This window comes from Rhizobium sp. Root1204, from assembly GCF_001424965.1.
GTDB lineage: Bacteria > Pseudomonadota > Alphaproteobacteria > Rhizobiales > Rhizobiaceae > Pararhizobium.
Genome location: NZ_LMCZ01000005.1, coordinates 215,633 through 239,196, shown reverse-complemented (window position 1 = coordinate 239,196; position 23,564 = coordinate 215,633). Strand labels below are relative to the sequence as shown.

Annotated in this window: 23 protein-coding genes; 14 read left to right on the top strand and 9 right to left on the bottom strand. The window is 59.1% G+C overall.

All coding sequences use genetic code 11. The features are described 5' to 3' along the window. Window positions 1-580: 580 nt before the first annotated feature. Window positions 581-1,669 carry a Gfo/Idh/MocA family oxidoreductase gene (locus ASC96_RS07615; protein WP_060502434.1) on the bottom strand — a complete coding sequence of 363 codons (1,089 nt, stop codon included), beginning with the start codon at window positions 1,667-1,669 and terminating at the stop codon, window positions 581-583. Window positions 1,670-1,869: 200 nt separating this feature from the next. Between ASC96_RS07615 and ASC96_RS07610 the strand changes: the two genes are divergently transcribed. The 8 genes from ASC96_RS07610 (at window position 1,870) to ASC96_RS07575 (ending at window position 10,153) form a co-directional block, all read left to right on the top strand. Then, window positions 1,870-3,147: an ABC transporter substrate-binding protein gene (locus tag ASC96_RS07610; protein ID WP_060502433.1), complete on the top strand. Its 1,278-nt coding sequence runs from the start codon at window positions 1,870-1,872 to the stop codon at window positions 3,145-3,147. Between the two features lie 75 nt (window positions 3,148-3,222). Next, entirely contained in the window at window positions 3,223-4,095 is an 873-nt protein-coding gene (locus ASC96_RS07605) for a sugar phosphate isomerase/epimerase (protein ID WP_060502453.1), read from the top strand. Window positions 4,096-4,157: 62 nt separating this feature from the next. Then, window positions 4,158-4,952, top strand: a complete 795-nt coding sequence (locus ASC96_RS07600; RefSeq protein ID WP_060502432.1) for a 6-phosphogluconolactonase — start codon at window positions 4,158-4,160, stop codon at window positions 4,950-4,952. Further along, window positions 4,949-5,938 carry an ROK family protein gene (locus tag ASC96_RS07595; protein WP_060502431.1) on the top strand — a complete coding sequence of 330 codons (990 nt, stop codon included), beginning with the start codon at window positions 4,949-4,951 and terminating at the stop codon, window positions 5,936-5,938. The genes ASC96_RS07600 and ASC96_RS07595 overlap by 4 nt, the downstream gene beginning before the upstream one ends. After that, window positions 5,938-6,834, top strand: a complete 897-nt coding sequence (locus tag ASC96_RS07590) for a sugar ABC transporter permease (RefSeq protein WP_060502452.1) — start codon at window positions 5,938-5,940, stop codon at window positions 6,832-6,834. The genes ASC96_RS07595 and ASC96_RS07590 overlap by 1 nt, the downstream gene beginning before the upstream one ends. A 2-nt stretch (window positions 6,835-6,836) precedes the next feature. Next, a complete protein-coding gene (locus ASC96_RS07585) occupies window positions 6,837-7,664 on the top strand; it encodes a carbohydrate ABC transporter permease (RefSeq protein ID WP_112834752.1) in 828 nt (275 codons plus the stop codon). 30 nt (window positions 7,665-7,694) lie between these two features. Next, a complete protein-coding gene (gene ugpC / locus ASC96_RS07580) occupies window positions 7,695-8,828 on the top strand; it encodes a sn-glycerol-3-phosphate ABC transporter ATP-binding protein UgpC (protein ID WP_060502429.1) in 1,134 nt (377 codons plus the stop codon). Window positions 8,829-8,839: 11 nt separating this feature from the next. Continuing rightward, on the top strand, window positions 8,840-10,153 hold the full coding sequence (locus ASC96_RS07575) for an ROK family transcriptional regulator (RefSeq protein WP_082511982.1): 1,314 nt from the start codon (window positions 8,840-8,842) through the stop codon (window positions 10,151-10,153). Between the two features lie 85 nt (window positions 10,154-10,238). On the opposite strand, the gene ASC96_RS07570 is transcribed toward ASC96_RS07575, so the two are convergent. The 7 genes from ASC96_RS07570 to ASC96_RS07540 form a co-directional block, all read right to left on the bottom strand. Next, window positions 10,239-10,538 carry a DUF2218 domain-containing protein gene (locus ASC96_RS07570; RefSeq protein WP_060502428.1) on the bottom strand — a complete coding sequence of 100 codons (300 nt, stop codon included), beginning with the start codon at window positions 10,536-10,538 and terminating at the stop codon, window positions 10,239-10,241. 35 nt (window positions 10,539-10,573) lie between these two features. Continuing rightward, complete coding sequence (gene purU, locus ASC96_RS07565) at window positions 10,574-11,488, bottom strand: formyltetrahydrofolate deformylase (protein ID WP_060502427.1); 915 nt, start codon at window positions 11,486-11,488, stop codon at window positions 10,574-10,576. A 20-nt stretch (window positions 11,489-11,508) separates the two neighbouring features. After that, entirely contained in the window at window positions 11,509-12,789 is a 1,281-nt protein-coding gene (locus ASC96_RS07560) for a flavin-dependent oxidoreductase (protein WP_060502426.1), read from the bottom strand. A 49-nt stretch (window positions 12,790-12,838) separates the two neighbouring features. Continuing rightward, window positions 12,839-13,546 (bottom strand): B12-binding domain-containing protein, encoded by a 708-nt coding sequence (locus ASC96_RS07555; RefSeq protein ID WP_060502425.1) that lies wholly within the window; start codon window positions 13,544-13,546, stop codon window positions 12,839-12,841. A gap of 146 nt (window positions 13,547-13,692) precedes the next feature. Beyond that, entirely contained in the window at window positions 13,693-13,896 is a 204-nt protein-coding gene (locus ASC96_RS07550; RefSeq protein ID WP_060502424.1) for a hypothetical protein, read from the bottom strand. A 53-nt stretch (window positions 13,897-13,949) separates the two neighbouring features. Next, a complete protein-coding gene (locus ASC96_RS07545) occupies window positions 13,950-15,167 on the bottom strand; it encodes a Xaa-Pro peptidase family protein (RefSeq protein ID WP_112834753.1) in 1,218 nt (405 codons plus the stop codon). Continuing rightward, window positions 15,164-16,690, bottom strand: a complete 1,527-nt coding sequence (locus ASC96_RS07540) for a trimethylamine methyltransferase family protein (RefSeq protein WP_162246335.1) — start codon at window positions 16,688-16,690, stop codon at window positions 15,164-15,166. Before ASC96_RS07540 ends, ASC96_RS07545 begins: the two co-directional genes overlap by 4 nt. 255 nt (window positions 16,691-16,945) lie before the next feature. Here ASC96_RS07540 and ASC96_RS07535 point away from each other — a divergent pair, with 255 nt between their 5' ends. From ASC96_RS07535 to ASC96_RS07525, 3 genes are all read left to right on the top strand, one after another. After that, window positions 16,946-17,323, top strand: coding sequence for a nuclear transport factor 2 family protein (locus tag ASC96_RS07535; protein WP_060502421.1), 378 nt, complete (start codon window positions 16,946-16,948; stop codon window positions 17,321-17,323). 240 nt (window positions 17,324-17,563) lie between these two features. Further along, window positions 17,564-18,553: a helix-turn-helix domain-containing protein gene (locus ASC96_RS07530; RefSeq protein WP_162246334.1), complete on the top strand. Its 990-nt coding sequence runs from the start codon at window positions 17,564-17,566 to the stop codon at window positions 18,551-18,553. 192 nt (window positions 18,554-18,745) lie between these two features. Further along, window positions 18,746-19,372 (top strand): GntR family transcriptional regulator, encoded by a 627-nt coding sequence (locus ASC96_RS07525; protein ID WP_060511948.1) that lies wholly within the window; start codon window positions 18,746-18,748, stop codon window positions 19,370-19,372. 25 nt (window positions 19,373-19,397) lie between these two features. Here the strand turns inward: ASC96_RS07525 and ASC96_RS07520 are convergent, their stop codons facing one another. Continuing rightward, on the bottom strand, window positions 19,398-19,724 hold the full coding sequence (locus ASC96_RS07520; RefSeq protein ID WP_156393916.1) for a hypothetical protein: 327 nt from the start codon (window positions 19,722-19,724) through the stop codon (window positions 19,398-19,400). A gap of 146 nt (window positions 19,725-19,870) precedes the next feature. Here ASC96_RS07520 and ASC96_RS07515 point away from each other — a divergent pair, with 146 nt between their 5' ends. From ASC96_RS07515 to ASC96_RS07505, 3 genes are all read left to right on the top strand, one after another. Then, window positions 19,871-21,457 carry an aldehyde dehydrogenase family protein gene (locus ASC96_RS07515; RefSeq protein ID WP_200954922.1) on the top strand — a complete coding sequence of 529 codons (1,587 nt, stop codon included), beginning with the start codon at window positions 19,871-19,873 and terminating at the stop codon, window positions 21,455-21,457. A gap of 4 nt (window positions 21,458-21,461) precedes the next feature. Beyond that, a complete protein-coding gene (locus ASC96_RS07510) occupies window positions 21,462-22,625 on the top strand; it encodes an FAD-binding oxidoreductase (protein WP_060502417.1) in 1,164 nt (387 codons plus the stop codon). A gap of 72 nt (window positions 22,626-22,697) precedes the next feature. Then, window positions 22,698-23,540: a fumarylacetoacetate hydrolase family protein gene (locus tag ASC96_RS07505; protein WP_060502416.1), complete on the top strand. Its 843-nt coding sequence runs from the start codon at window positions 22,698-22,700 to the stop codon at window positions 23,538-23,540. Window positions 23,541-23,564: the final 24 nt, after the last annotated feature.

Here is a 23,564-nt window from a genome sequence, read left to right as displayed (position 1 = left end):
TAGCTCGTCAGGCTCATAACCTGAAGGCCGCAGGTTCAAATCCTGCCCCCGCAACCAAACAAAAAACAAAAGCCCGTGATCAGAAATGACACGGGCTTTCGTGCGTTAATCGGCACGAAAAACAAGCAGCAATGATAACGCCACAAGCCAACGCCCGGCGAGCGCCAGCCATGAGACACGAAGATATCAACAAGGCCCAGGAGTTCTTTGGGAACTTCCCGTTTCTTCAAGGAAGCATCGCGGCGGACGATCAAGGTGATGCCGGGATGGCATGAAAATTCGGCCGATTCGCACGCGACGCGGCCAAGGTGAAAGGCGCACAAACCGATGACTTCGAACCCGATGAGGTGCGGCTGTCTATGGTATATTCGTGTGAAGGATAGCGCTCTGGCCGCAAAGCTCAAAGACCGTGGGAGCGCCAAATAGGGCGCTATCTTTGCGCAAAGTGCGTTCTGTTGAAATGGGTTCGTTCGAACCCAGGTACTTTGTAAACTGTATTGGGCAGATGCTCGGTGCGCTGAAGCTCCCCGCCTTTCAGGCAGGGAGCATTAACTGCAGGTTTTGATTGCCGATCGATAGGTTAGGAAACCAATGTCGTCTTGGCGACCGACAGTATTTTCGAGAACAGGTCAATGTCTTCACGCGAGTCCGAGGGCGGCGTGCGATTGGGCGCGCCACTGACGATCGTGTCGTGGAAGGCCTCGAGTTCGATCTGGAACGCGTCCTTGTGGAACGGTCCGAGCGTGCGGACGAGGTTGCTGTCGGCTGTGCTCTCCTGCACCTCCAGCGTCATCGGCAGATTGCGCAGATACGGCGTGTTGTAGCGGAACTGCAGGCGCTTGGTCTTCGACATGACCTCGATGCCGGCATCGAAGCGGGCGATATCGTCGATCAGGCATTCATAGATGGCAGTGAAGCTGCCGTAATCGAACATCGCGGTCAATTGTTCGCCATTTTGCGAGAGCTGTGCACCGATCACCCGCTTTGGCGAGCCGCCGAGCAGATCGCGCATGGCCGACAGGGAATGCGAGCACAGGCCGGTCATGACTTCATAGCCGCGCTTGACGATGGCTGGTGCGTCTGCCCCACACATCGCATCCATCATTTCCTTGCGCAGCGCCCGGCTCTCATCGATCAGCTTGGCCGGAATGTCGCCCTTCGGGGTCACGACCTTGTCGGTCTGGTTGAAGAACCAGGGGCCTTCGCAGATTACGTCACGGACGCGGACATAGGAGATCGGTCCGAAATTTGCGAGCTCCTGCTTGGCCGCCATGAAGGCCGGCGCAAAACGGCGCATGTAGCCGACCATCACCACGCGATCGGATGCTGCCTCGGCAGCGGCCAGCATCTCCAGATCCGCTGCCGTCAGGCAGGCCGGCTTTTCGATGAAGACGTGCTTGCCGGCCGCAAGCGCAGCCCTCGCCTGCTCGCCATGATGCTGGTCGGGGCTGAGGATCAGAACGGCATCGATATCGGGATCGGCAAACAGCGCATCAGCCGTATCGTAGCGCTTGGCGATCTTCCAGTGATCGGCGACCTCAGCCAGCACCGAAGGCGAAACATCGTGCACGGCGGCAAGTTCGAATTGCTGCTGCAGCTTGTGCAGCGTTGGAATGTGCATTAGCTGCGCCACTTCTCCAAGCCCAACCAGGCCAACTCTCAATCGCATATTCCACTCCTGTGTTGCGCTTTTTGCGCGAATTAAATTCGGATAGTGAATTTAAATACCGGAAGCCACTCCCTTGCTCAAGCGCGAAAATGGAATGAACATTCGATTTTTACACCCGCATGTCGAAATTTTCCATTTACAGACGGAAACTTCTGGATATTATGATCCATAATTTGGATTTAATAAAAGGGGAGTAAAGCATGTCCATTCGCGCAGTTCTCGCATTCAGCATCGCCACCCTCGGGCTTTCGGCCGCCTACCCGGCCGTCTCGCAGGCCGAAACCATCAACATCTTCTGCTCGTCGTCCGGCATCGAATTGCAGCTCTGCAAGGAAGGCTCCGAAGCCTGGGGCAAGGAAACTGGCAACGAGGTGAAGATCACCACCATGCCGGCAAACTGGGACGATGTTCTGTCGCTCTATCAGCAGCTGCTGTCGGCGCAGTCGACCGATGTCGACGTGATGATCCTCGATGGCGTCTGGGTCGGGCCGCTGAAAAGCCACCTGCTCGATCTGGCGGAAGCCATGCCTGCAGGCACGGTCGACAAGTATTTCCCATCGGCCGTGGCCGCCGGTACGGTCGGTGGAAAGTTTGTCGCGATGCCGTGGTACATGGATACGGGCCTGCTGTTCTACCGCAAGGACCTGCTCGACAAATACGGCGCCAAGGTTCCGGAAACCTGGTCTGACCTGACGACAACAGCACAGTTGGTTCAGGACGGCGAGCGCAAGGCAGGCAACGACAAGATGTGGGGTTACGTCTGGCAGGGCCGGGCCTATGAGGGTCTCGTCTGCAATGCCACCGAATGGTTCGCAAGCAGCGGCGCCGGCACGTTTATCGATGCCGAAGGCAAGATCACCATTGCCTCGCCCGAAGCCAAGGACATGCTGAAGACGGCGGCCGGCTGGGTCGGCACGATCTCGCCGGCAGGTGTGCTGAACTATGACGAAGAAGGCTCGCGCGGTGTCTTCCAGAATGGCGATGCCGTGTTCATGCGCAACTGGGCTTATGCCTGGTCGCTGGCCAACGGCGCCGACAGCGCCATCAAGGACAAGGTCGGCGTGGCACCCCTGCCCAAGGGCGTAAACGGCGAGCATGTCGGCATCGACGGTGCAGCCTATCTCGGCGTCTCGAAATACTCGGCGCATCCGAAGGAAGCCGCAGCGCTCGTCGCCTATCTTGCCGGCGAAAAGGAAGAGAAGCGCCGGGCTCTGGCGGGATCCTATATCCCGAGCATTTCGTCGCTGTTCTCCGATGCCGATATCCTGAAGGCGATCCCATTCTTGACGAGCGCTAAGGCCGCCTTCGAAAATGTCGTCACCCGGCCGACCAGCATCACCGGCAGCGATTACCCGCGCGTTTCGACCGAGATTTCCAACAATCTCCATTCCGGCCTTTCCGACCCGTCAGCCACCGACGCTGCGATCGACGACTTGGCCTCCAAGCTCGACGGTCTCAAGTCACGCGGCGGCTGGTAATCCATCTGATAACAAGGTTCGCGCTACCTGATTGTGGCGCGAACCGCCTTTTTCAAAATGCAAGGTAACAAGACGATGACGATCAAAATAGCGACAGCACCGGACTCCTGGGGTGTCTGGTATCCGAAGGACGAAAAACAGGTCGGATGGGAGCGCTATCTCGATGAAGTGCAGAAGGCCGGTTATAGCTACACCGAGCTCGGCCCCTGGGGTTACCTGCCGACCGATCCCGCAACGCTGCTGTCGGAACTCGGCCGCCGCGATATCAAGCTCTGCGGCACAGGCGTTGTTCATCCGCTGTCGCTTGCCGATTCCGCTGAAACCCTGGCTGCCCGTGTCGGGCCGATCTGCGGCCTGCTGAAAGCTGCAGGTGCCGAATGGTTCGTCCTGATGGACGAGTCCGAATCCTACGCCGCCCCTGGCGACCGCTTGCTGGATGACAAGGCCTGGGCGCAGATGATCGCCATCGTCAGCACTACCGCAAAGCGTGTCGTCGAAGAGTACGGAATGAAATTCGTTTTCCATCCGCATGTCGGCACTTGCATCGAAACCGAAGCCGAAATCGAGCGGCTGATGGCCGATACCAAGCCGGATCATGTCGGACTGTGCTTTGATCTGGGTCATCATATCTACACGGGCGCTGATCCCCTCGCCTTCATGGCCCGGCATGCCGATCGTATCCCCTACTATCATTTCAAGAACATGGATGGCGCGCTGCGCCAGCGCATCACCGACGAGAACATCCCGTTCATGGACGCGTTCCAGATGGGCGTCATGTGCGAACTGGACAAGGGCGCCATCGATTTCGCCGAGGTGGTGAAGTTCCTTGAAGCCCGCAATTACGATGGTTTCGCCGTTGTCGAGCAGGACATGTACCCCTGCCCGCCGGAAAAGCCCTACCCGATCGCCAAGCACAATCGCGACTACCTGAAGACGCTCGGCCTCTAAGCCCAGACCGCACGGCCGGCGCATCGCCGCCGGCCGCACTCGATCCCGACCGGAGAATTGACTTGCCCGCCCATTCCGCTGAAATCCTGAACTCCCCGGCCGAAATCGGCGACGTGCTTGCCGCTGATATCCTGGCTGCCATTGCCACCGCGCGCGCCAATGGCAAACAATATCTGCTGGGCTGCCCGAGCGGCCGTTCGCCAAAGCCCGTTTATGACGCGATGGCGGAAAAGGCTGCGGCCGGTAATCTCGATCTCTCCAATCTCGTTCTGGTAATGATGGACGAATATCTCGGCGGTGGCGAAGACGGTCTTGGCCTTTGCCCGCCGGATGCGCACAACAGCTGCCGCCGCTTCGCCGAACAAGAAATCCGCCAGCGGTTGAACGCCGCCATCGAGCCAGCACACCAGGTTTCGAAAGAGCATGTCTGGTTTCCGGATGCGACGAATCCCGGTGCCTACGATGAGCGGATCAAGGCAGCTGGCGGTGTCGACTTGTTCATTCTCGCCTCCGGTGCAACGGATGGCCATGTCGCCTTCAATCCGCCGGGTAGCCCGGCCGATGGTCCAAGCTGTATCGTCAAGCTCGCCGAAGAGACGCGCCGCGACAATCTTGGCACCTTCCCCGACTTCCCGTCGCTGGATGCCGTGCCGCATCATGGCCTGACCGTTGGTCTCGGCACGATCGCCAACCTGTCGAAATCGGTCGCCATGATCATTCATGGTTCGCATAAGCAGGGCGCTGCCAAACGTCTGACAGAGAGCGAAAGTTTCGATCCACAATGGCCGGCCACCATCGTTCATCGCTGCAAGCAGGTTCGGATTCTGCTTGATACCGCCGCGGCGGCTCAGGCATGACAGGCGCTGGCACACCCTTGCAATCTGCGGCCGCAACGATGGAAAGCGGCGACTATCGGATCGGCATCGACCTCGGCGGCACCAAGATCGCAGCTGGTCTGGTCGATATCCAATCGGGTGCAATGACCCATTTCCGGCGCCGCCCAACCCCGGTCTCCGAAGGTCCAATCGCGATCATCCGCGCAGTTGCGGAGATCGCTTCAGACATCATCGCGCTCGCCAAGGCTGAGGGCCGGTTTCCGCTGTCGATCGGGATTGCCGTGCCGGAACTGGTCGATCTTGAGGGACGCGTCTGCAGCGACTGGAATTTCTCGATTGAAACCATTGGCGCGGAAATCGAAAGCCTGCTTGGCATTCCGACGATGGCTGACAGCGACGTGCGTGCGGCGGCCCATGCGGAAGCCCGCTTCGGCGCGGGCCAGTCCCACCAGAGCTTCGTCTACATATCGCTGGGCACAGGCATCAGCTATTCGCTCGTGATCAATGGCCGGCCGTGGGCCGGGGCCAACGGTTTTGCCATTCACTTCGCCAGTTCAGTGCTTGCGCTTCCAAGGGAAGACGATACCGCACTGACGATTGCCAATGCCGAAGATTTCGCGTCGGGCAAAGGTATGCAGCGCTCGTTTGTCCGGCGCGCCGGGAAGCCTCCGGAAGACGGTGTTCGCACACTGGAAGCCATGAGTGCCGAGGGGGATTCCCTCTGTACTCGTATCCTCGATGAGGCCGGAGAGGTAACCGGCCGGCTGCTGGCGCAGATGATCAACATGGTCGATCCCGAGGCGGTTGTTCTCGGTGGCGGGCTGGGCTGCTCGACCGGGCGCTATCGTGAAAAGCTGGAGCAGTACATGCGCGAGAACATCTGGGCCGCCCGCTGCCGGTCCATTCCGCTCAAGCTTGCATCCCTTGGCGAAGGCGCCGGCGTGGTCGGTGCTGCTCTTGCAAAACCGCTCGGCAATCGCCGGCAAACAATCAAGGTTGGTGCATGATGGCTGAGACGGCACCTCAATCCAACTGGGTAAAGCGCATCGAACCCTGGCTGCTGCTGGCTCCGATGCTGATCGTGCTTGCCACGGTTACAGCCTGGCCTTTGGCGCGCACCGCGTATCTCTCCTTCATGCACGCCTCGCTCGATGATGGCGATTTGCCGCGGTTTATCGGGTTTGGCAATTATCTGGCGCTAATGAAGGATGGCGACTGGTGGCATGCCGTTCGAAACACCGCCTTCTTCGCGGTGATTTCGGTAACGCTGGAAACGCTGGCCGGTGTTGCGATCGCGCTTCTGATCGACAGCCAGATCAAGGGCCGCGGAGCGCTGCGCGCTGTCATGCTGATCCCGTGGGCGATCCCGACTGTCGTCTCTGCACAGATGTGGCAATGGATGCTGCATGACCAGTATGGTGTTGTCAACGCGCTCTTGATCAAGCTCGGCTTCATCAGCCACGGCATTGCCTGGACGGCGGGTGCCGGCACGGCGATGGCCGCGATCATCGCCGTCGATGTCTGGCAGACCACGCCGTTCATGGTGCTCTTGATCCTTGCTGGCCTGCAGATCATTCCCCGCGATCTCTATGAAGCGGCGAAGGTCGATGGCGCTCCCGGCTGGGCGCAGTTCTTTTACATCACCCTGCCCCTGCTTTGGCCGACCCTTGCCGTCGCCATTCTGTTTCGCCTGCTGGATGCCGTGCGGATGTTCGACCTTGCCTATGTGCTCAGTTCCAAGAGCCGCGAAACCGCGACGATCTCGATCTACGCCCGCCAGCAACTGGTCGATTTCCAGGACGTCGGCTACGGCTCGGCCGTGGCAATGCTGGTGTTCCTGATGATTTCACTGGTGGCCGCCATCTATATCCAGATCACCAAGATCCGGCTGATCAGCGAGTGAGGATGACTATGAAACGCCTTGCCAAAACCGTCGCGCTGACACTGCTCAAGATCGTCGTCGTGTTCTATACGATCTTTCCCTTCTATTGGGCGATCGTCTCATCGTTCAAGTCGGGTGCGGCACTGTTCTCGGTTGATTTCTTTCCGGCAATCGACCTGACCAACTACCGCGACCTGCTGACCAACGGCAACTTTCTGCGCAACATCCTCAACTCGGCGATCGTCGCTGTCAGCGTCGTGACGCTGTCGCTGATCTTCGCCATCACCTCGGCCTACGCGCTTGGCAAGATGAAGTTTCGGGGGCGCGGCATCGTTTTGGCCGGTATTCTCGGCGCGTCGATGTTTCCGCAGATCGTCGTGCTGTCCGGCCTGTTCGGCACGATCCGCTGGCTCGGGCTTTATAACAGCCTCGGTAGCCTCGTCCTTTCCTACATGATCTTCAGCCTGCCGTTTACGGTTTGGGTGATGACCAGTTTCATCCGCCAGATTCCGGCTGAACTGGAAGACGCAGCCCGCATGGATGGATGCTCGACCTGGGCGATGATCTGGCAGATCTATTTCCCGCTGCTTGCGCCCGCGCTTGCCAGCACCGGCCTGCTTGCCTTCATTGCATCCTGGAACGAATTCCTGTTCGCGCTGACGTTCACGCTCAGCGATACGGTTCGTACGGTTCCGGTTGGCCTGGCGCTGATTTCCGGATCGAGCCGCTTCGAATTGCCGTTCGGCACGATCATGGCCGCTTCCGTCATCGTTACCGTCCCCCTGATCCTGCTCGTGCTGATCTTCCAGCGCCGTATCGTCTCCGGCCTCACCGCGGGTGCCGTGAAATGATGAGCCTTGCTATCAAAGAAAGAAAAATCGATGGCTGACCTGTCCCTTTCCAACGTGCGCAAAGCCTTCGGCGCCCTCAATGTATTGCACGGGATCGATCTCAAGATTGAAGACGGTGAATTTGTCGTGTTTGTCGGCCCGTCAGGTTGCGGAAAGTCGACGCTGCTGCGCGCCATCGCTGGCCTTGAGGATATCAGCGGCGGTGACATCCGCATCGGGGGCGAGATCGTCAACCACGTTCCTCCGGCTGAACGGCAGATCGCCATGGTGTTCCAGTCCTATGCGCTTTATCCGCATATGGATGTCTATACCAACATGGCGTTCGGCCTGAAATTCGCAAAAATCCCGAAAGACGAGATCGACCGGCGTGTCCGCAAGGCAGCCTCGATCCTGAAGCTCGACGCGGTTCTCGACCGCAAGCCCGGCGCACTGTCCGGTGGCCAGCGCCAGCGCGTTGCCATCGGCCGCGCCATCGTGCGCCAGCCGAAAGCCTTCCTGTTTGACGAACCCCTGTCCAACCTCGACGCAGCACTGCGCGTCAACACCCGCATCGAGATCGCCAAGCTCCACCGTGAACTGGGCGCGACGATGATCTATGTGACGCACGATCAGGTTGAGGCGATGACATTGGCGGACAAGATCGTCGTGCTCAATGCCGGCCGCATCGAGCAGGTCGGAACGCCGCTCGACCTCTATCACGCCCCCGCCAACCTGTTTGTCGCCGGCTTCATCGGATCACCCGCGATGAACCTGATGGAGGCGCGCGTGAGTGCTGTTGCGGATGGTAATATGAAGCTGTCTGTGGGTGAGCAGCACATCAGCCTTCCTTATTCGGGAGCACCGGTTGCCCCCGGCGCAACAGTCACCGTCGGCATCCGGCCGGAACACTGGATCCCCGGCGATGGCCCATCGGTGAAGATCGAGGGGACTGTTGACCTCGTGGAACATCTCGGCGAAACCAGCATCGTCTATCTGCGACTCGCCGATGGGCAGATGATAACCGTGCGTTATCCCGGCGATATTTTCTGCACGGCCGGAGATCGCTTCGTGGCCGACGCCCCGGCCGCCGCGGTTCACCTTTTCGATGCTGCCGGACAAGCCATGCTCGGGCGCCGCTCTGGCCCGGCTTACGGCATCCTCGGCCAGGAATTCCGGGCACGCTGAATGGAAACGGAATGACTGATACGCCAAAGACACGGGCGGGAGCGCCCAAGCTGACCAGGCTCGCCGAGGGGCGGCAGAGGCTGCCCGATGTCACCGGCACCAATCTCGAGCATTCCCGCATCTTCAACCGGCGGCTCATCTTCGAGGCGCTGCACCAGTCCGGCCCGCTCAGCCGCATTGACATTGCCAAGCGCGTCGGGCTGACGCCGCAGACTGTTTCCGGGATTACCCGGGAGTTGCTGGACCAGGAGTTCATCATCGAAACCGGGCGTTCGCAGGGCCAGCGCGGCCAGCCGCAGATTTATCTCGGTCCGAACCCTGTTGCCGGATTCTCCATCGGCATTCATCTCGACCGCAACCGCGTCGTCATGGTCGTGTGCAATCTTCTGCTGGAAGTCATCGGCCGGAAAACCTGGACGGGCGATACGCGCGAGCCGGAACCAACGCTCAAGCACATTGCCAGCCTGACCGAAGACCTCATCGCCGAGGCAGATGTCCCGCGGGAAAAAATCTGGAGCATCGGCCTGGTGCTTCCCACGCTGGACGATGACATCTACGATTTTGCCACCAAGCAGCCGGGATGGGACGCCTGGGCCAGCGTCCCCGTCGCCCAGCGTCTGCAGGAGTTGTGCGGTTTGACCGTGCTTGTCGAGAACGACGCGACGGCCGCGGCGATCGGCGAGCATTTTGCCCGCCGCGACAAGGACAAGCGCAACTTCGCCCATCTGTATATCGGATACGGCGTCGGCGCCGGCATGATTGTCGATGGCATGCCCTTGAAGGGTGCATGGGGGAACGCCGGCGAACTCGGGCTCTTGCCATTTCAACCGAAACGCATGCGCGACAATGGCGCACCGCCGATTATCGATGCCATCCTGTCGCTGAACGGTATTGCGTCGGCGCTCGAATGGAGCATCGAAGATGCCGATGCAGCGGTCGCCGACCTGTCAATCCTTGCTGATATCCATGCCCGCCGCGATCCGCAGCTTTCCGCCTGGATGGAGGAGGCGGGACTTTGCCTGCGTTTTCTGGCGGCTATTCTCGAAGGCACCATCGATCCGGAGTTCATTACGGTCGGCGGGTCGCTACCGCCGTCGATTATCACGGCGCTGGTCGAGCGGGCCTATCCGCTGTACCGCTCCTTGAGCGAACGCAAGGACCGCCGTTCGCCGCGGCTCGTCGTCGGTGAACTGACCGATGACGCGCCGGTTATCGGCGCCGCCAGCCTGCCGATCTTCGTCAACACCAACCCGAATTTTCGCCATCTCTATATCCGCCAGATCGGTGACGATCAGCGCCCCTTCGAGCAGCCGAAAAGAAGTTAACGGGGAGCCGTTGAACCCCGCCGGTTGCTGGTGGCTGGCCGGATCAGGGCAAGTGGCGGTGCTTGATTGACCACGGGCGGGATCGTCAGGCCTCCGGCTGTCGCCAGTCCCACACAAACGATGACGATTCGCGAAAACCGAACCGATTGATGTGCTCTTCTATGGCCGCCTTGCCCTTGCTCAGGGAAGTAACGTCTGCTGCCGCAATGGTGATTGTCAGCGCGTCCGTATTCGGCTCGATCGTATAGCTTGTCTGCCCAAACGCCATCACGACGCCGGCCGCCGTTTCATTGACGACCGGGCCGTGATGTTTCCAGTGGCTCAGAAGCTGGGCGCAATAGCGTGTGGCTTGCGCCGTCTGGATCGAGACTGTCGCGTTTGGCATGGGTTTCCTCTCCCGGTTCTGGGCGCGCTGCAATCTTAGTTGTGCAGGACGACGGTCGTCTTGCCGTTGATGAAGACCCGGCCTTCCAGATGATTCCTGACGGCGCCTGCCAAAACCCTGCGTTCGATATCGCGGCCCTTGCGGACGATGTCATCAAGGGAATCGAGATGGCTAATGCGCTCGACATCCTGTTCGATGATCGGCCCTTCGTCCAAGTCGCCGGTGACATAATGGGCCGTCGCTCCGATGATCTTGACACCCCGTTCCTTGGCCTGCTGGTAAGGCCGTGCGCCCTTGAAACCGGGCAGAAAGGAATGATGGATATTGATGCACCGACCAGACAATGCTTTCGCCGCGTCATCCGACAGGACCTGCATGTAGCGGGCAAGAACCACCAGATCGACGGCGCTCTGCTGGACGATGTCGAGCAGTTTCTGCTCCTGTTTCGCCTTTGTTGCGGCGGTTACGGGCAGATAATGGAACGGCATGCCCCGCAGATCTATATTGGCGAAATCTTCCTTCGGATAATTGGAGACAACGCCGACAATCTCGGCTGGAAATTCCCGCACGCGCAACCGGTAAAGGAGGTCGAGCAGGCAATGATCGAACCTGGAGACCATGATCAAAACCCGGGCCCGGGCATCGGCGGTTTTCAGGCTGATGGTGGCCCCTACCCTCATCGCAACGGCCTGAAGCCGTTCCTCGAGCTTGCGGAAATCGTCGGCCGTGCCTGAATAGCTGAAGACCAGCCGCATGAAGAAACGGTCGGTATCGATATCACCATATTGATGTGCCTCGGTGATGTCGGCGCCGATTTCGGATAGCAGGGTGGTAAAGCCCGCAACGATGCCGCGCGTGTTGGGGCTGGAAGTGGTCAAGACATACGAGCAGGTCCGATTGTCGTCCTGAACGCAACTGGCGCCGTGAATAACGGCAGTGTCATAGCACATTCTCATGAACTCCGTGGTGCTTACAAAAGTCTCGGATCGATATCGACCAACGGATCTAGCGCGTTGACCTGTGCGGGATAGAAACCGGCGGCTTTCTTGTAGTCGTCAGCGATCCGGTTGAGGTCTTCTTTCGGGATAACGTCATGGATATGCTTGAAGCCGCCGGGGGCTAACTGCTCGGCGAGAACCATGACCCATTCCGGGCCCATTTTTTCGCGGTTGAGCTTGACCAGGGAATAGACTTCCTCAAGCCGCAGTTTCTCGTAGAAGTCGATGGCCGCTACAGCGTCGCGCTGTGTCTTGAAGGCAAGTGCCAGCGCCCGCACATCGACGATCGCCTGGGAGGCGCCGCTGGAGCCGGCCGGATGCATGGCATGGGCGGCATCGCCGATCATGGTGACCCGCCCGAAAGTCCATTTCGGGATGCGATCCCGGTCGACTTTGGGAAAGACATAGAGTTGCTTGGCGTTGCGAATGATGCCGGGCACATCGCACCAGTCATAGGCCCATTTCTCAAAACGGGGAGCGACCTCGTCGATCGTGCAGACGCGGTTCCATTCCTCTTGAGGCATCGGCTTGTTGGGATCGACTGAATCTTCAGCGACGAAATTGATCTGCGTGCTGTCCGGATGGGTCAGAGGTCCAGCCATCGGATAGAAAACCACCTTCTGCTGGCGATGTCCGGCCATGAACATCGTGTGGTTATCCAGGAAGGTCTTGGCATCCGTGACACCCCGCCACATGATTTGCCCGGCAAAACGCGGCGCGGCCTCCTGCGGATAGAAGAAACGGCGAACGGCGGAATGAATTCCATCGGCGGCAATCAGGATGTCGCCGGTATAGGTGCCGACCGGCTTGCCATCCCGGCTCTCCCGGAATTCGGCGGTGACGAGATCGCCCGTCTGCTCCAGCCTATGGAAGTAGTGCCCTGTCCTGACGGCGTCTTCACCAAGGCGCTCCTTGACGGCCTTGAGCAAAAGACCTTGAAAGCGCCCGCGGCTGATGCCGAATTGTGGCCACAGATAGCCGGCTTTCAATCCACGCGGTTCGCTCCAGATTTCCTGCCCGTGCTTGTTGTGATAGCGGAGTTCCTCCATCGAGGAACCGATCTCCGAAAGCTTGCCCAGGAGACCGAGATTGGTGAGTTCCTTGACTGCATTGGGCTGCAGGTTGATGCCTACACCCAGCTCGCGGACCTCATGCGCGGCTTCGAACAGTTCGACGTCGATACCCAAGGCGTGAAGCCTCAGGGCGGCGGTCAGTCCGGCGATGCCGGCGCCGACGATCAGAATTTTTGTCATTGTCTTGTTTCCCTAGCCCCAAGGCCTGAGCAGCAGGCCGGCTCGAATGTCATGCGTCGATACTGTTGCGGCGATATTTCCTGGCAAGATGGTGCTTAGCGGTTTCGACTGCGGCGGCTGCATCGCGGCAATAGGCGTCAGCCCCGACTGCGGCGGCAAATTCCTCGTTGAGTGGCGCGCCGCCGACGAGGACAATGTAGTCCTCGCGCAGCCCGCGCTCTTTCAACGTGTCGACGACGATCTTCATGTAAGGCATGGTCGTGGTGAGCAGCGCCGACATGCCGAGAATGTCTGGCTGGTGTTCCTGGAGCGCGCCGATGTAGACATCGACATCGATGTTGATGCCAAGATCGATCACTTCGAGGCCAGCACCCTCCCACATCATGATGACGAGGTTTTTCCCGATATCGTGAATATCGCCCTTGACCGTGCCGATGACGGCTTTCCCGATGGGCTTGGCACCGGTGTTTGCCAGAAGCGGCTTGAGGATGTTCATCCCGGCCTTCATCGCGTTTGCCGAGAGCAGCACTTCCGGAACGAAAAGAATGCCATCGCGGAAGTCCATGCCGACGATCCGCATTCCCTCGACCAGGGCTTTTTCCAGCACTTCGGTCGGAGACCAGCCGCGGCCAAGTAAAATGCGGGTTCCCTCGGCGATTTCATCGGCAAGGCCATCGTACATGTCTGCATGCATCTGATCGGTCAGGGCGTCGTCATCAAGCTCTGAAAGGATAATCTCATCGGTTTGCGTGCTCATTCCAACCCCTGCTTTTACGTGTCCTCAAGATGTGCAAACGATTAGCCTGCAGCCTTGTCATTTCAGAAGTCCCGAATGAGACCATTGATCCGGTGCCGGCAAAGCAAATATGCGCATGCGTTTTGCTTCAGGCAGCCGGCGGGGGATCACTCGGCGTCAGGCGTGGTCCTGTTGAGGTCAGCCGCCAACCCGGTCGCGGTGACAGCGACGATGGGTAAGATCGCGCCGCCGGACTTGCGGCACTTTGCAGAACCGCAGGCTCGGTTGCATTTCGGTATTTTGCCGGAAAATGCTGCAGCCCCGCCGGGGCAGGCATCATCGGCAAGCGCATCAATCATGAAAATGCACATAGTCTCCTCCTTCTGAGCCGATGGGGGCCGAGGCGCCGGCTTGCGCGTGCGGCTTAGCGCGAATTCAGCAGATCAAGCGGATATTTGGAGAGCAGGTCGTAGCCATCGTCGGTCACCAGTATCTGCTGTTCGATCTTGACGCCCTGTTTGCCGCCAAACTCGCCAACATAGCTTTCGACACAGATCGTCATCCCTGTCTCCAGGACACCGTCGAAACCGAAGTTCTCATAATCGCGCCAGTAAAGGATTTGGGGATACTCATCGCACATGCCGATGCCATGGGCGGCACAAACATATTGCTGGCGGCGGAACCGCTCCGGCAGGTTTTCCGACCGTTCGGCAAACTCCCTGAATGTCAGGCCGGCTTTCACCATCGACATGTTCCGGTCGAGATGCTCCACCGCGATGTCAAACAGATCCTGCTGTTCGACGGTGGGTTTGGCGTCACCACAGATCCAGGTGCGGGAAATATCGGCGCAATAGCCGTAGTTTCCGATCAGATCCGTATCGAAGGCGACGATGTCGCCATTCTCGATACGCCGATCGCTTGCCTCCTTGAACCAGGGATTGGTGCGCGGACCGGACGCGAAGAGTGCGCCCTCCAGCCACTCGCCACCGAGTTCGATGTTGCGCTTGTGGAGGATCGACCAGACTTCCCGCTCCATCAGGCCGGGCTCCAGCCCTTGGCGCATGCTTTCCATGCCGGCTTCTGCGGTGCTGATTGCGCAGCGGATGGCGCCGAGTTCGTCGGCAGACTTGATGACGCGGGCATGCTCCATGATGCCCTGCCCCTCGATGACCTTGACGCCCTCTTGCTCGAGCCCCCACACGCCGAACGGATTGATCCTGTCGACGGCAAGGCGGCAGTTGCCGCCACCGTGCTCGCGGACGAGCGCGGCAATGCTCTTCGACCAGGCCTTCGCATTTTCCTCGAAGCGTGGTCCTGCCGTGAAGTAGGTCCATGGAATGCAGGGGCTCAACTCGTCGACGAGATCGAAGCCATCGTAGAGATGCAGCATGGTCGTCGCGTCGAAGATGATGACCGGGCCGGAGGTCGCGATGAAGGCGTATCGAACCGGATTGTGATGGCCCCAGACCTGCATGTTGGTCGTGTCGGTCGCATAGCGCAGGTTCACGGAATCAAACAGGACAATGCCGGCGACGTCGTGGATGGCCATCTGTTCGCGCATTCGCGCCAGCCGGTACTTGCGAAGAGCCGTCAGGCTCCATCCGGTTTCAGTACCCGCGGTAAAGGTTCCGGCCATATTCATTGTTCGAACTCCCCACCGGTGATGGCTTTTGAGCGGGAGGCAATAAAGTCACCGATCGTCTGCCGCAGCCCCTCGTCGATCGCCGGTGCTTCGTATTCGTCGATCATGCGGCGCGCCTTGGCGAGGCCGACCTGATGAGCGTCAAGCCGCCCCTCGTCACGCCATTGCTCGTAGCTGTTGGCATCCGAGAGCTCGGGTATGTAGAAGGAATTCTTGCGCGTATGCGCTTCGCCCAGAAAATGCCCGCCCGGGCCGACCTTCACCAAGGTTTCGAAGACTTCCTCGAGGTCATCCATTCTCGGACGAAGGAAGGCCTCGTAGAAGATATCGATCTGCTCGACGTCGTGGACAAATTTGGAATAGCTGATGGCAAGGCCGCCTTCGACGATACCGGCGGCGTGGATAATCCAGTTCGCATGCGCCAACATGTAACCCCATGTCGACATGATCGATTCATAACCGGCCTGCAGATCTGGCGTCTTGGCTGTGGTCCAGAGCCCGCTCGCCCGCCATACCAGGCCGAGTTTGCGGATGACTTGGCCAACGATCAGGTTCATGGCGATCGGTTCGGGGCTGCCGGTCAGTGGCGCGCCCGATTTCATCGAGATCGTCTGTGCCACGCAGCCAAACATCGCTGGCGCACCCTTGCGGATGATTTGCGTATAGGCGATGCCGCTGAGGGCTTCGGCGATGATAAGAGCGCAAGCGCCGATGGTGCTGACGGGCGAACTGGCGCCGCCCATGACGAACGGTGTACAGATGACCGTCTGGTTGGCGCGCGAATAGATTTCGAGCGCGTTGATCATCGCCTCATCCCAGACAAGCGGGGTGTTGCAGTTGACCAGCGAGCCGACAACCATGTTCTGATCGACAAATTCCTCACCGAACACAAGCTGCGACAGCGCAATGGTGTCCTTCGCCGCCGTCCGCGATGTCACGGCGCCCATATAGGGTTTGTCCGACAGCAGGATTGTCTGTCCGACAAGCTCGAAGTGACGCAGCCGAACATCGACATCCTGGGGCTCAGCAAGCACGCCGCCGTTGATCTGGATCGTCTTGGCCGTATGCGCCAGCTTGGTGAAGTTCTGCAGGTGCTCGCGCGTGCTGGTCTTGCGAACGTCGTCGAAATCGAGAACGTGTGGCGCGCCATAGGCCCCGCTGAAGACTGTCCGGGCGCCACCAAGCGTGATTGAGCGCTCGGGGTTGCGGGCGTTGAAACGGATCTCGGATGGAGCCGTTGAGATCAGCTTCATGATCAGGTCGCGCTTGATGCGCACACGTGCCCCGTCAACCTGTGCGCCGGCGGACTGCCAGCGGGCTGGCGCCTCCGGATGGCGGAATTCGATGCCGATTGTTTCCAGAATCCTAAATGCCATGCCCAGTACTTGTTCGAGGCCATCCTCGTCCATGATGGAATAGGCGGGCAACTGGTTGATAAGCTCCGCCCGCTGAACTGCGCCCTTGCGAGCCTGCGCCTCACGGCGATTTGCGGCGCCCCCGCGCCGTGTCCCTGGAGTGCTCATGATTTGCTCCGCTAGAAATCCGATGGATGCGTTTGCCCGCATTTGCCGGACTATTCCTGTGTGAGCGCCGGGGAGATCGATAGTCCAAATTTATACCGCCTGATGCGAGCGAACGGATCGCGGCCATCATGTGAAAGCGGGGATGGTGACGAATAGGACAAGCACTGCCTTGGGCTTGGCTGTCTAAAACGAATGGTAAGCCACGGACACCTATTGCCGCGAAACGGGCGGCGTCGTCTTCAGGAGGGAAGAGTAATGTTTGCAACGATCGATGCGGCAGAGGCCGCATTTTACTCGGCTATCGAACGGCATGACGTGAACGCCATGTGTGATATCTGGTCGAACTCTGACCGGGCCGCCTATATCGAGCCGAACGGCAATGCAGCGGTCGGCATCGAGGCGATTATTGAAACAATGGCGCATGCGTTTGCGAGCGCGCCGTTTGTTCAGTTTGAGTTGACTCACTTGACCCAAAGCGAGCCGGGAAACTCTGCCGCCATCCGGCTTGTCCGGGAAAATGTTACCTTCGTCGCTGACAATCGCAAGACCGCGCTCATGGGCACCAATGTCTTCCGGCGCGATGCCACAGGCTGGAAGATTCTGTTGCATCAGGCAACGCGGCTCGCGACCTGAGATCGTAGCTTGCGCGTCCATGTGTCCGCCGGAAGACGCACTCCTTATGCCGGCTGACAACGCACATGAGAGCCACCCCGGCAGGCGATTGATCGTCTCCATCAATGCCTGCCATTCTCAAAACAAGTTGTAGGGTACGTGATGCTTCTGGGCACCCGTGGTGAAAACGAGCATGAGGCTTTTCGGTACGATGGCCGCTTTGAGCGGCAGAACCGCGCTGATCTGGAGCCGGTGACGCGGGTGACAACGGTCACCGTGCTTGTCGTCGATGGTTTCTCGATGCTTAGTCTTGCGGCCATCATCGAACCCTTCAACCAGGCCAACAGGGCTGACGCTGCAGATCATTTCCGTTGGAGATTGGTCGGGGTGCTTCGTCGGTCGGCGGTGGCATCTTGCGGGATCGAGGTCGAGCTCAGTGACGATCTTACATCATTCCGTCCGGATGCGAGCGCTCTACAGGAACATTTGGTGGTCGTTTGTTCTGGAAACGATGTCGATCGTCATGTCAGCTCGAAAACCCGCTCCTTTCTCAGAGGAATGGCGCGAAGGGGGGCCACTCTCGTCGGCGTGGGGACGGGAGCCTGGATGATTGCAGATGCCGACCTGCTTGAGGAAAAGGAATGCACAATCCATTGGAGCAAGATGCCGAGCTTTTCGGAGCGCTTCCGGGACATAACGGTCAATGGCCAGCGGCTTCACAGCGATGAGAACATCTACACTTGCGCGGGTGAAATGGCGTCCTTCGATTTTTCCCTGGATATAATTCAGGCCCGGCTCGGCGCGACGAAATCAAACCGGCTTGCGGAATACTTCCTGGGCAATGTCATAGCCCCGGCAACCGCCAGGCAGAAACTTCCCAAGCCTCTTGTGCACGCGGCACCCCGCCATCCGCTGGTGCAAGCGATCACCGTGATGGAGAACAATATCGCGGAGCGTAAAACGCTGAACGAGATTGCCAAGATGTCGCTGATATCGCGCAGGCAACTCGAGCGCCTGTTCATGAAGCATCTCAAAACCACCCCGGCCCAGTATTACATTCAGCTGCGCCTCGAATGGGGCAAGAGCCTGCTTGAGCAAACGTGCATCCCAGTCATCGATATCGCGGTTGCATCCGGCTTTGTAACCGCATCGCACTTTTCGCGCTCATTCAGGAACTTATTTTCCTGTCTTCCTTCTGAAATACGATCTACTGAAAGAAACGAGCAGGCTGCGGCGGTCGAGCTGGCGTAAAACGCGGTTGAAATTTACCGTAACCAGATCGAAAAACGACGGCTATCTGAAACGAGGACACCAAGGATGAGTTCTTCGCAGCACCAAGGAAAGCGTCAACGCGCTTCCTCAAAGACGGTGTCTGAGCTATCGCCTGACATGCTTGCAAAGCTGGGGGCCATTCCGGCCCAGCCCGCAATTAGAAAAAGCTCATTGACGGAGCAAGCTTACCAGAAAATCAAGGTGCGCATTCTGACGGCCCAGTATGAGCCGGGGCGATTCCTGCAGGAAAATGCGATCTGCGAGGAGCTTGAAATGGGCAGGACTCCTGTCCACCAAGCACTGCAGCGGCTGATGCAGGAAGATCTGCTCGAGGTCATCCCGCGCAAAGGCGTGTTGATCCGGCTGGAATCGCTTGATGAAATTCTGCTGGCTCTGGAAGTACGTGGTGTTCTGGAGCCCTATTGCGCCTCGAAAGCGGCAACGCGGTTGAGCAACGCACAGCTCAAGGAGTTGGACACGATCCAGGCCGAAACGATTGCTGCCGTGCACCGGCAATCAAAGCCGGATTTGTTGCTACTGGACCGGCGTTTTCATTCGATCATTGCGTTGGGAGCGGGTAATCCGATGATTGCCGATTTCCTGCGCCCCGTCCATGAAAGGCTGACGCGTCTCTGGTTTCAGCCGCGCTGGGCGCCCAGCGATTTCTCGCAGACAGAGGGCGAGCATGACGCGATCATTGCCGCCATCAAGCGCCGGGACGCGGATGGCGCAATGACCGCGATGCGCGAACATATCACATCCCTGCATGGGCGCCTGATATCCTCCGGCGGTTCCTGACCACTGCACACATGCGATGAGCCGGCTACCATGGATCATCATTGGGGGACGGGACGGCGTGCGCAGCGGCTGTCCCTCCCTTCGCAACATCGCGGCGATGCTTCAGCCAGAAATAGGGAAAAAAGAGCAGGAACAGCAGTGCTCCTTTGCTCGTTGCCATGGTCTTCAGGAACGCCAGGAAATCATCCGGTGCCATATAGACCATGGTTCTCATCGCTTGCTTTTCGTCGCTGTGGATGACCAGCATGGTTCCCGACCGTTCGATCTTGCCGAAATTGAAATCCACATCGGCTAGCTTGCTCGTCACACGCATAAACTTTCCACCTGATTTTAGGTCGCTGCTGCTGTTCAAGAACAGCGAATTTACCCGATCGTAAGTGCCCTGCCCCGGCCGAAATAGTCTCGAATGGGACAAGCGCTACCTTAGCCGCTCGCCTATCCAAATCGGGACAACAACGCCAACGGCCATGCGCCGAAGGCCTGCAAGGAGGGATGGCCTTGCAGCGCGATCAATCGCGGTTCCGTACCGGTAGCAAGGATGGGTTGAGAGACATGATCTTCGACAAACAAAAAGTATTCGCCGAGCTGGGTCTTCAAGCGTTGAATTCAGGCGCCTATGGCAGCGAAGGTGGTTGGAGCGTTGCAGAACCCGGCAACGCCTTCGCGGCCATAAACCCATCGACCGAGGAAGAACTTGCCAGGGTCGGCAATGCTTCTGGCGAAGACTATGACCGCATCATCAAGGCTGCCGTCGCAGCACACAAGAAATGGCGCATGGTCCCCGCACCCGTCAGGGGCGATCTTGTTCATCGTATTGGTATGCTCGTTGCAGAGCATCATGATGCGCTTGGCGCGCTGGTGTCGCTCGATACCGGCAAATCGCTGATGGAAGGCAAGGCCGAGATCAAGGAGGTCATCGATATGGCCACCCTCGCCGCCGGTCAGTCGCGCATGCTTTATGGTTTTACGCAGCAGTCGCAGCGCGCCCATCACCGGATGTATGACCAATGGCTGCCGCTCGGTGTCGTCGGCATCATCACAGCCTACAACTTTCCAGCCGCGGTATGGGCGCAGAATGGTTTTCTGTCTGCGATCGGCGGCAACACCGTTATCTGGAAGCCCAGTCCCAAGGTCCCGCTGACGGCGATCGCGCTGCAGCGCCTCGCCGTGAAAGCCATGGAGGAGATGGGATATGCCGGGGTCTTCCAGATGTTCGTGTCGGAAGATAATACGGTTGCAGAACGCCTCTTGACCGACAGGAACGTGGCGCTGGTTTCCTTTACCGGTTCGACCGGTGTTGGCCACAAGGTCGCCAATACCGTCGGGGCAACGCTGGGACGCCGCTACCTGCTGGAGTGTTCGGGCAACAACGGCTGCATCGTCGATGAGACGGCCGACCTGGAGCTGGCCGCAGCCGCCATCACTTTCGGTGCCGTTGGGACAACCGGCCAGCGTTGCACAAGCACACGCCGCGTCATCGTCCAAAAAAGCGTATCTGAAAAGCTGGTCCGGCTCCTGGCCGGTGCGTACCGGAATGTGAAGGTCGGAGACCCGGTAGACGGCAGCACGTTGGTTGGCCCGCTGGTCGATAAGGGGGCCGTTATCGCGTTCGAGCAGACTGTGGCTTCCGCCAAGTCACTCGGTGCGACCGTCGCCTTCGGCGGCCGCCGAATGGATCGACCGGGTTATTTCGTCGAGCCAACCATCATCACCGGCGCGCGCAACGAATGGCAATGCGTCCAGGAGGAAACCTTCGCACCCATCCTGTTCGTCATCGAATATGACGACTTTGGTGAAGCTCTTGAACTGCACAACGGCGTCGCACAGGGGCTCGCCTCGGGCATCCACAGCACCAATCTGTCCAATATCGAAGCGTTCCTCTCGGCGGAGGGCAGTGATTGCGGCATCGCAAAAGTCAATATGGGGACAACCGGTGCCGATGTCGGCGCGGCTTTCGGCGGTGAAAAGGAAACAGGTGGCGGCCGCACGGCAGGCTCTGACGCCTGGAAGGGATACATGCGCCGCCAAAGCGTTTGCATCAACTGGGGCAAGGAAACCCCGTGGCGCCGTCTGGTCGAGGTGTGATCCCATGAACTATTACGACGTCATATTGATCGGCGGAGGCATCGCGGGCGTTTCCGCCGGCGCAGAGATCGCGGCATATGCAAAAACGGTTGTTCTGGAAGCCGAAACCCAGCCGGGATATCATGCGACAGGCCGCTCGGCAGCCTTTTTCACAACCACATACGGTAACAGCCTATCCCAGTCGCTTGGGCGGATTTCGGAGATTTTCTTTCGTGGTCCACCCGACGGCTTTACTGAACATGCGCTCATCCACCCACGCGAACAGATCGTCGTTGCCAATGCTGCATCGCTGGACCGGCTCAAGGCTATGCAGGCCGGTATTGCGGCCGATGTATCGCCAATCGGCATCGACGATGCGCTGGCGCGGGTCAGCATTCTCAATCGTGATGAAGTGGCAGGAGCCTTTGTCGATCGCACGGGTGGGGAACTTGATGCCGGTGCGATCCTCGGCGGATATGCGCGGCTTCTCAAGCAGCGTGGTGGCGAACTGATTGGCAATGCACGAGCCACGTCGATATCCTTCAATGACGGGCTTTGGACGGTGCGCACCCAAAACGGTGATACCTTTACGGCGCCGGCAATCGTCAATGCCGCGGGGGCCTGGGCTGATGACGTGGCGCAGATGGCTGCTCTGGAACCCTTGGGGTTGAAGCCGCTGCGGCGTACCGCAATCCTCGTACCTCCCTCCCCGGGGCTGGACATGGCAAGCCTGCCGATGCTCATCCATTTGTCGGGCGGCTTCTATTTCAAGCCCGATGCCGGGATGTTGCTCGTGTCGCCGATGGACGAAACAGAAGACACGCCTTGCGATGTCCAGGCCGACGAATATGACGTTGCCGTTGCAGTTGACCGGCTGATGAACAACACATCGATGCAGGTTCGCCAGGTCACGCACCGATGGGCCGGTTTCCGTACCTTTGCCGAGGACAGAAATCCCGTTGTCGGGTACGATCCGGCGGCAAGCGGCTTCTTCTGGCTTGCCGGACAGGGTGGATTCGGTGTGGGCTCAGCGCCGGCGCTCGCGCATCTCGCCTGCGCATTGATTACAGGCCAGGATATCCCCCATGCCTTTGATCGGGTGGCTCATATGGCTGACATGCTGAGCCCCGCGCGTTTCCGCATATCGGGGAAAGCCGAAGAGCGCCCTACCGCAAGTGCGGTTGCATAACAAGACTGATCGTACACAATCCGAAGACCGCCAGCGGTGGCTTTCAGGGCATCCGCGCAAAAGGGAAATATCGTGAAAATCATCAGTTTCAAGAAGAACGGTGCCGCCGCCTACGGCGTTGTTGTCGGCGATACCGTCATCGACCTCCATGCCCGTTTGAAGGACAAGTATCCGACGATGCGGGATCTGCTTGAAAATGGGCTCGCTGACGCCCGGGGACTTCTAGGGGCAGTCCCGGATTTCAGTCTTGCGGCCGCCGATCTTCTGCCGGTGATCCCTGATCCGCAGAAGATTTTCTGCATCGGCGTCAACTATCTTTCACATTTGGTCGAGACAGGCCGCCCCAAACCGGATTTTCCGGTGGTCTTTACCCGCAATCCGAGAAGCCAGACGGCGCACGGTAAGCCGATCATCAAACCGGCGGTGTCCGATCAGCTGGATTTCGAGGGGGAACTGGCTGTCATTATTGGCAAGCCGGGCCGCAACATTGCCGCGGCTGACGCGCTCTCCCATGTTGCAGGTTATTCCTGCTATAATGATGGCAGTATTCGCGACTGGCAAAAGCACACGCCGCAATTCACCCCGGGCAAGAACTTCGACAATACCGGTGGCTTTGGTCCGTGCATGCTCACCGCAGACGAAATTGCCGATCCCTCGACCTTTGAGCTTATTACGCGCCTTAACGGCGAGGAGATGCAGCGGGCACCGCTTTCGGATCTGGTTTTTGATATTCCAGCCCTGATCGAATACCTGTCCAGTTTCACGACACTGGTCGCAGGCGATGTCATCGTCACCGGGACCACGGGCGGCGTCGGCGCGTTCCGCAACCCACCGCTCTGGATGAAGCACGGCGACGTTGTCGAAGTCGAAATCAGCTCGATCGGCACGTTGCGAAATCCGGTTGTAGCGGAATAGCATCGCAAGTGTGGACGTCGTGCC

Bases quoted from the DNA above. Each gene is read 5' to 3' on its own strand.
- ASC96_RS07575 (WP_082511982.1), top strand. From the start codon at position 8,840: ATGACTGATACGCCAAAGACACGGGCGGGAGCGCCCAAGCTGACCAGG.
- purU (WP_060502427.1), bottom strand. From the start codon at position 11,488: ATGTGCTATGACACTGCCGTTATTCACGGCGCCAGTTGCGTTCAGGAC.
- ASC96_RS07605 (WP_060502453.1), top strand. From the start codon at position 3,223: ATGACGATCAAAATAGCGACAGCACCGGACTCCTGGGGTGTCTGGTAT.
- ASC96_RS07610 (WP_060502433.1), top strand. From the start codon at position 1,870: ATGTCCATTCGCGCAGTTCTCGCATTCAGCATCGCCACCCTCGGGCTT.
- ASC96_RS07545 (WP_112834753.1), bottom strand. From the start codon at position 15,167: ATGAATATGGCCGGAACCTTTACCGCGGGTACTGAAACCGGATGGAGC.
- ASC96_RS07590 (WP_060502452.1), top strand. From the start codon at position 5,938: ATGGCTGAGACGGCACCTCAATCCAACTGGGTAAAGCGCATCGAACCC.
- ASC96_RS07535 (WP_060502421.1), top strand. From the start codon at position 16,946: ATGTTTGCAACGATCGATGCGGCAGAGGCCGCATTTTACTCGGCTATC.
- ASC96_RS07570 (WP_060502428.1), bottom strand. From the start codon at position 10,538: ATGCCAAACGCGACAGTCTCGATCCAGACGGCGCAAGCCACACGCTAT.
- ASC96_RS07510 (WP_060502417.1), top strand. From the start codon at position 21,462: ATGAACTATTACGACGTCATATTGATCGGCGGAGGCATCGCGGGCGTT.
- ASC96_RS07555 (WP_060502425.1), bottom strand. From the start codon at position 13,546: ATGAGCACGCAAACCGATGAGATTATCCTTTCAGAGCTTGATGACGAC.
- ugpC (WP_060502429.1), top strand. From the start codon at position 7,695: ATGGCTGACCTGTCCCTTTCCAACGTGCGCAAAGCCTTCGGCGCCCTC.
- ASC96_RS07550 (WP_060502424.1), bottom strand. From the start codon at position 13,896: ATGTGCATTTTCATGATTGATGCGCTTGCCGATGATGCCTGCCCCGGC.
- ASC96_RS07615 (WP_060502434.1), bottom strand. From the start codon at position 1,669: ATGCGATTGAGAGTTGGCCTGGTTGGGCTTGGAGAAGTGGCGCAGCTA.
- ASC96_RS07560 (WP_060502426.1), bottom strand. From the start codon at position 12,789: ATGACAAAAATTCTGATCGTCGGCGCCGGCATCGCCGGACTGACCGCC.
- ASC96_RS07540 (WP_162246335.1), bottom strand. From the start codon at position 16,690: ATGAGCACTCCAGGGACACGGCGCGGGGGCGCCGCAAATCGCCGTGAG.
- ASC96_RS07595 (WP_060502431.1), top strand. From the start codon at position 4,949: ATGACAGGCGCTGGCACACCCTTGCAATCTGCGGCCGCAACGATGGAA.
- ASC96_RS07585 (WP_112834752.1), top strand. From the start codon at position 6,837: ATGACTATGAAACGCCTTGCCAAAACCGTCGCGCTGACACTGCTCAAG.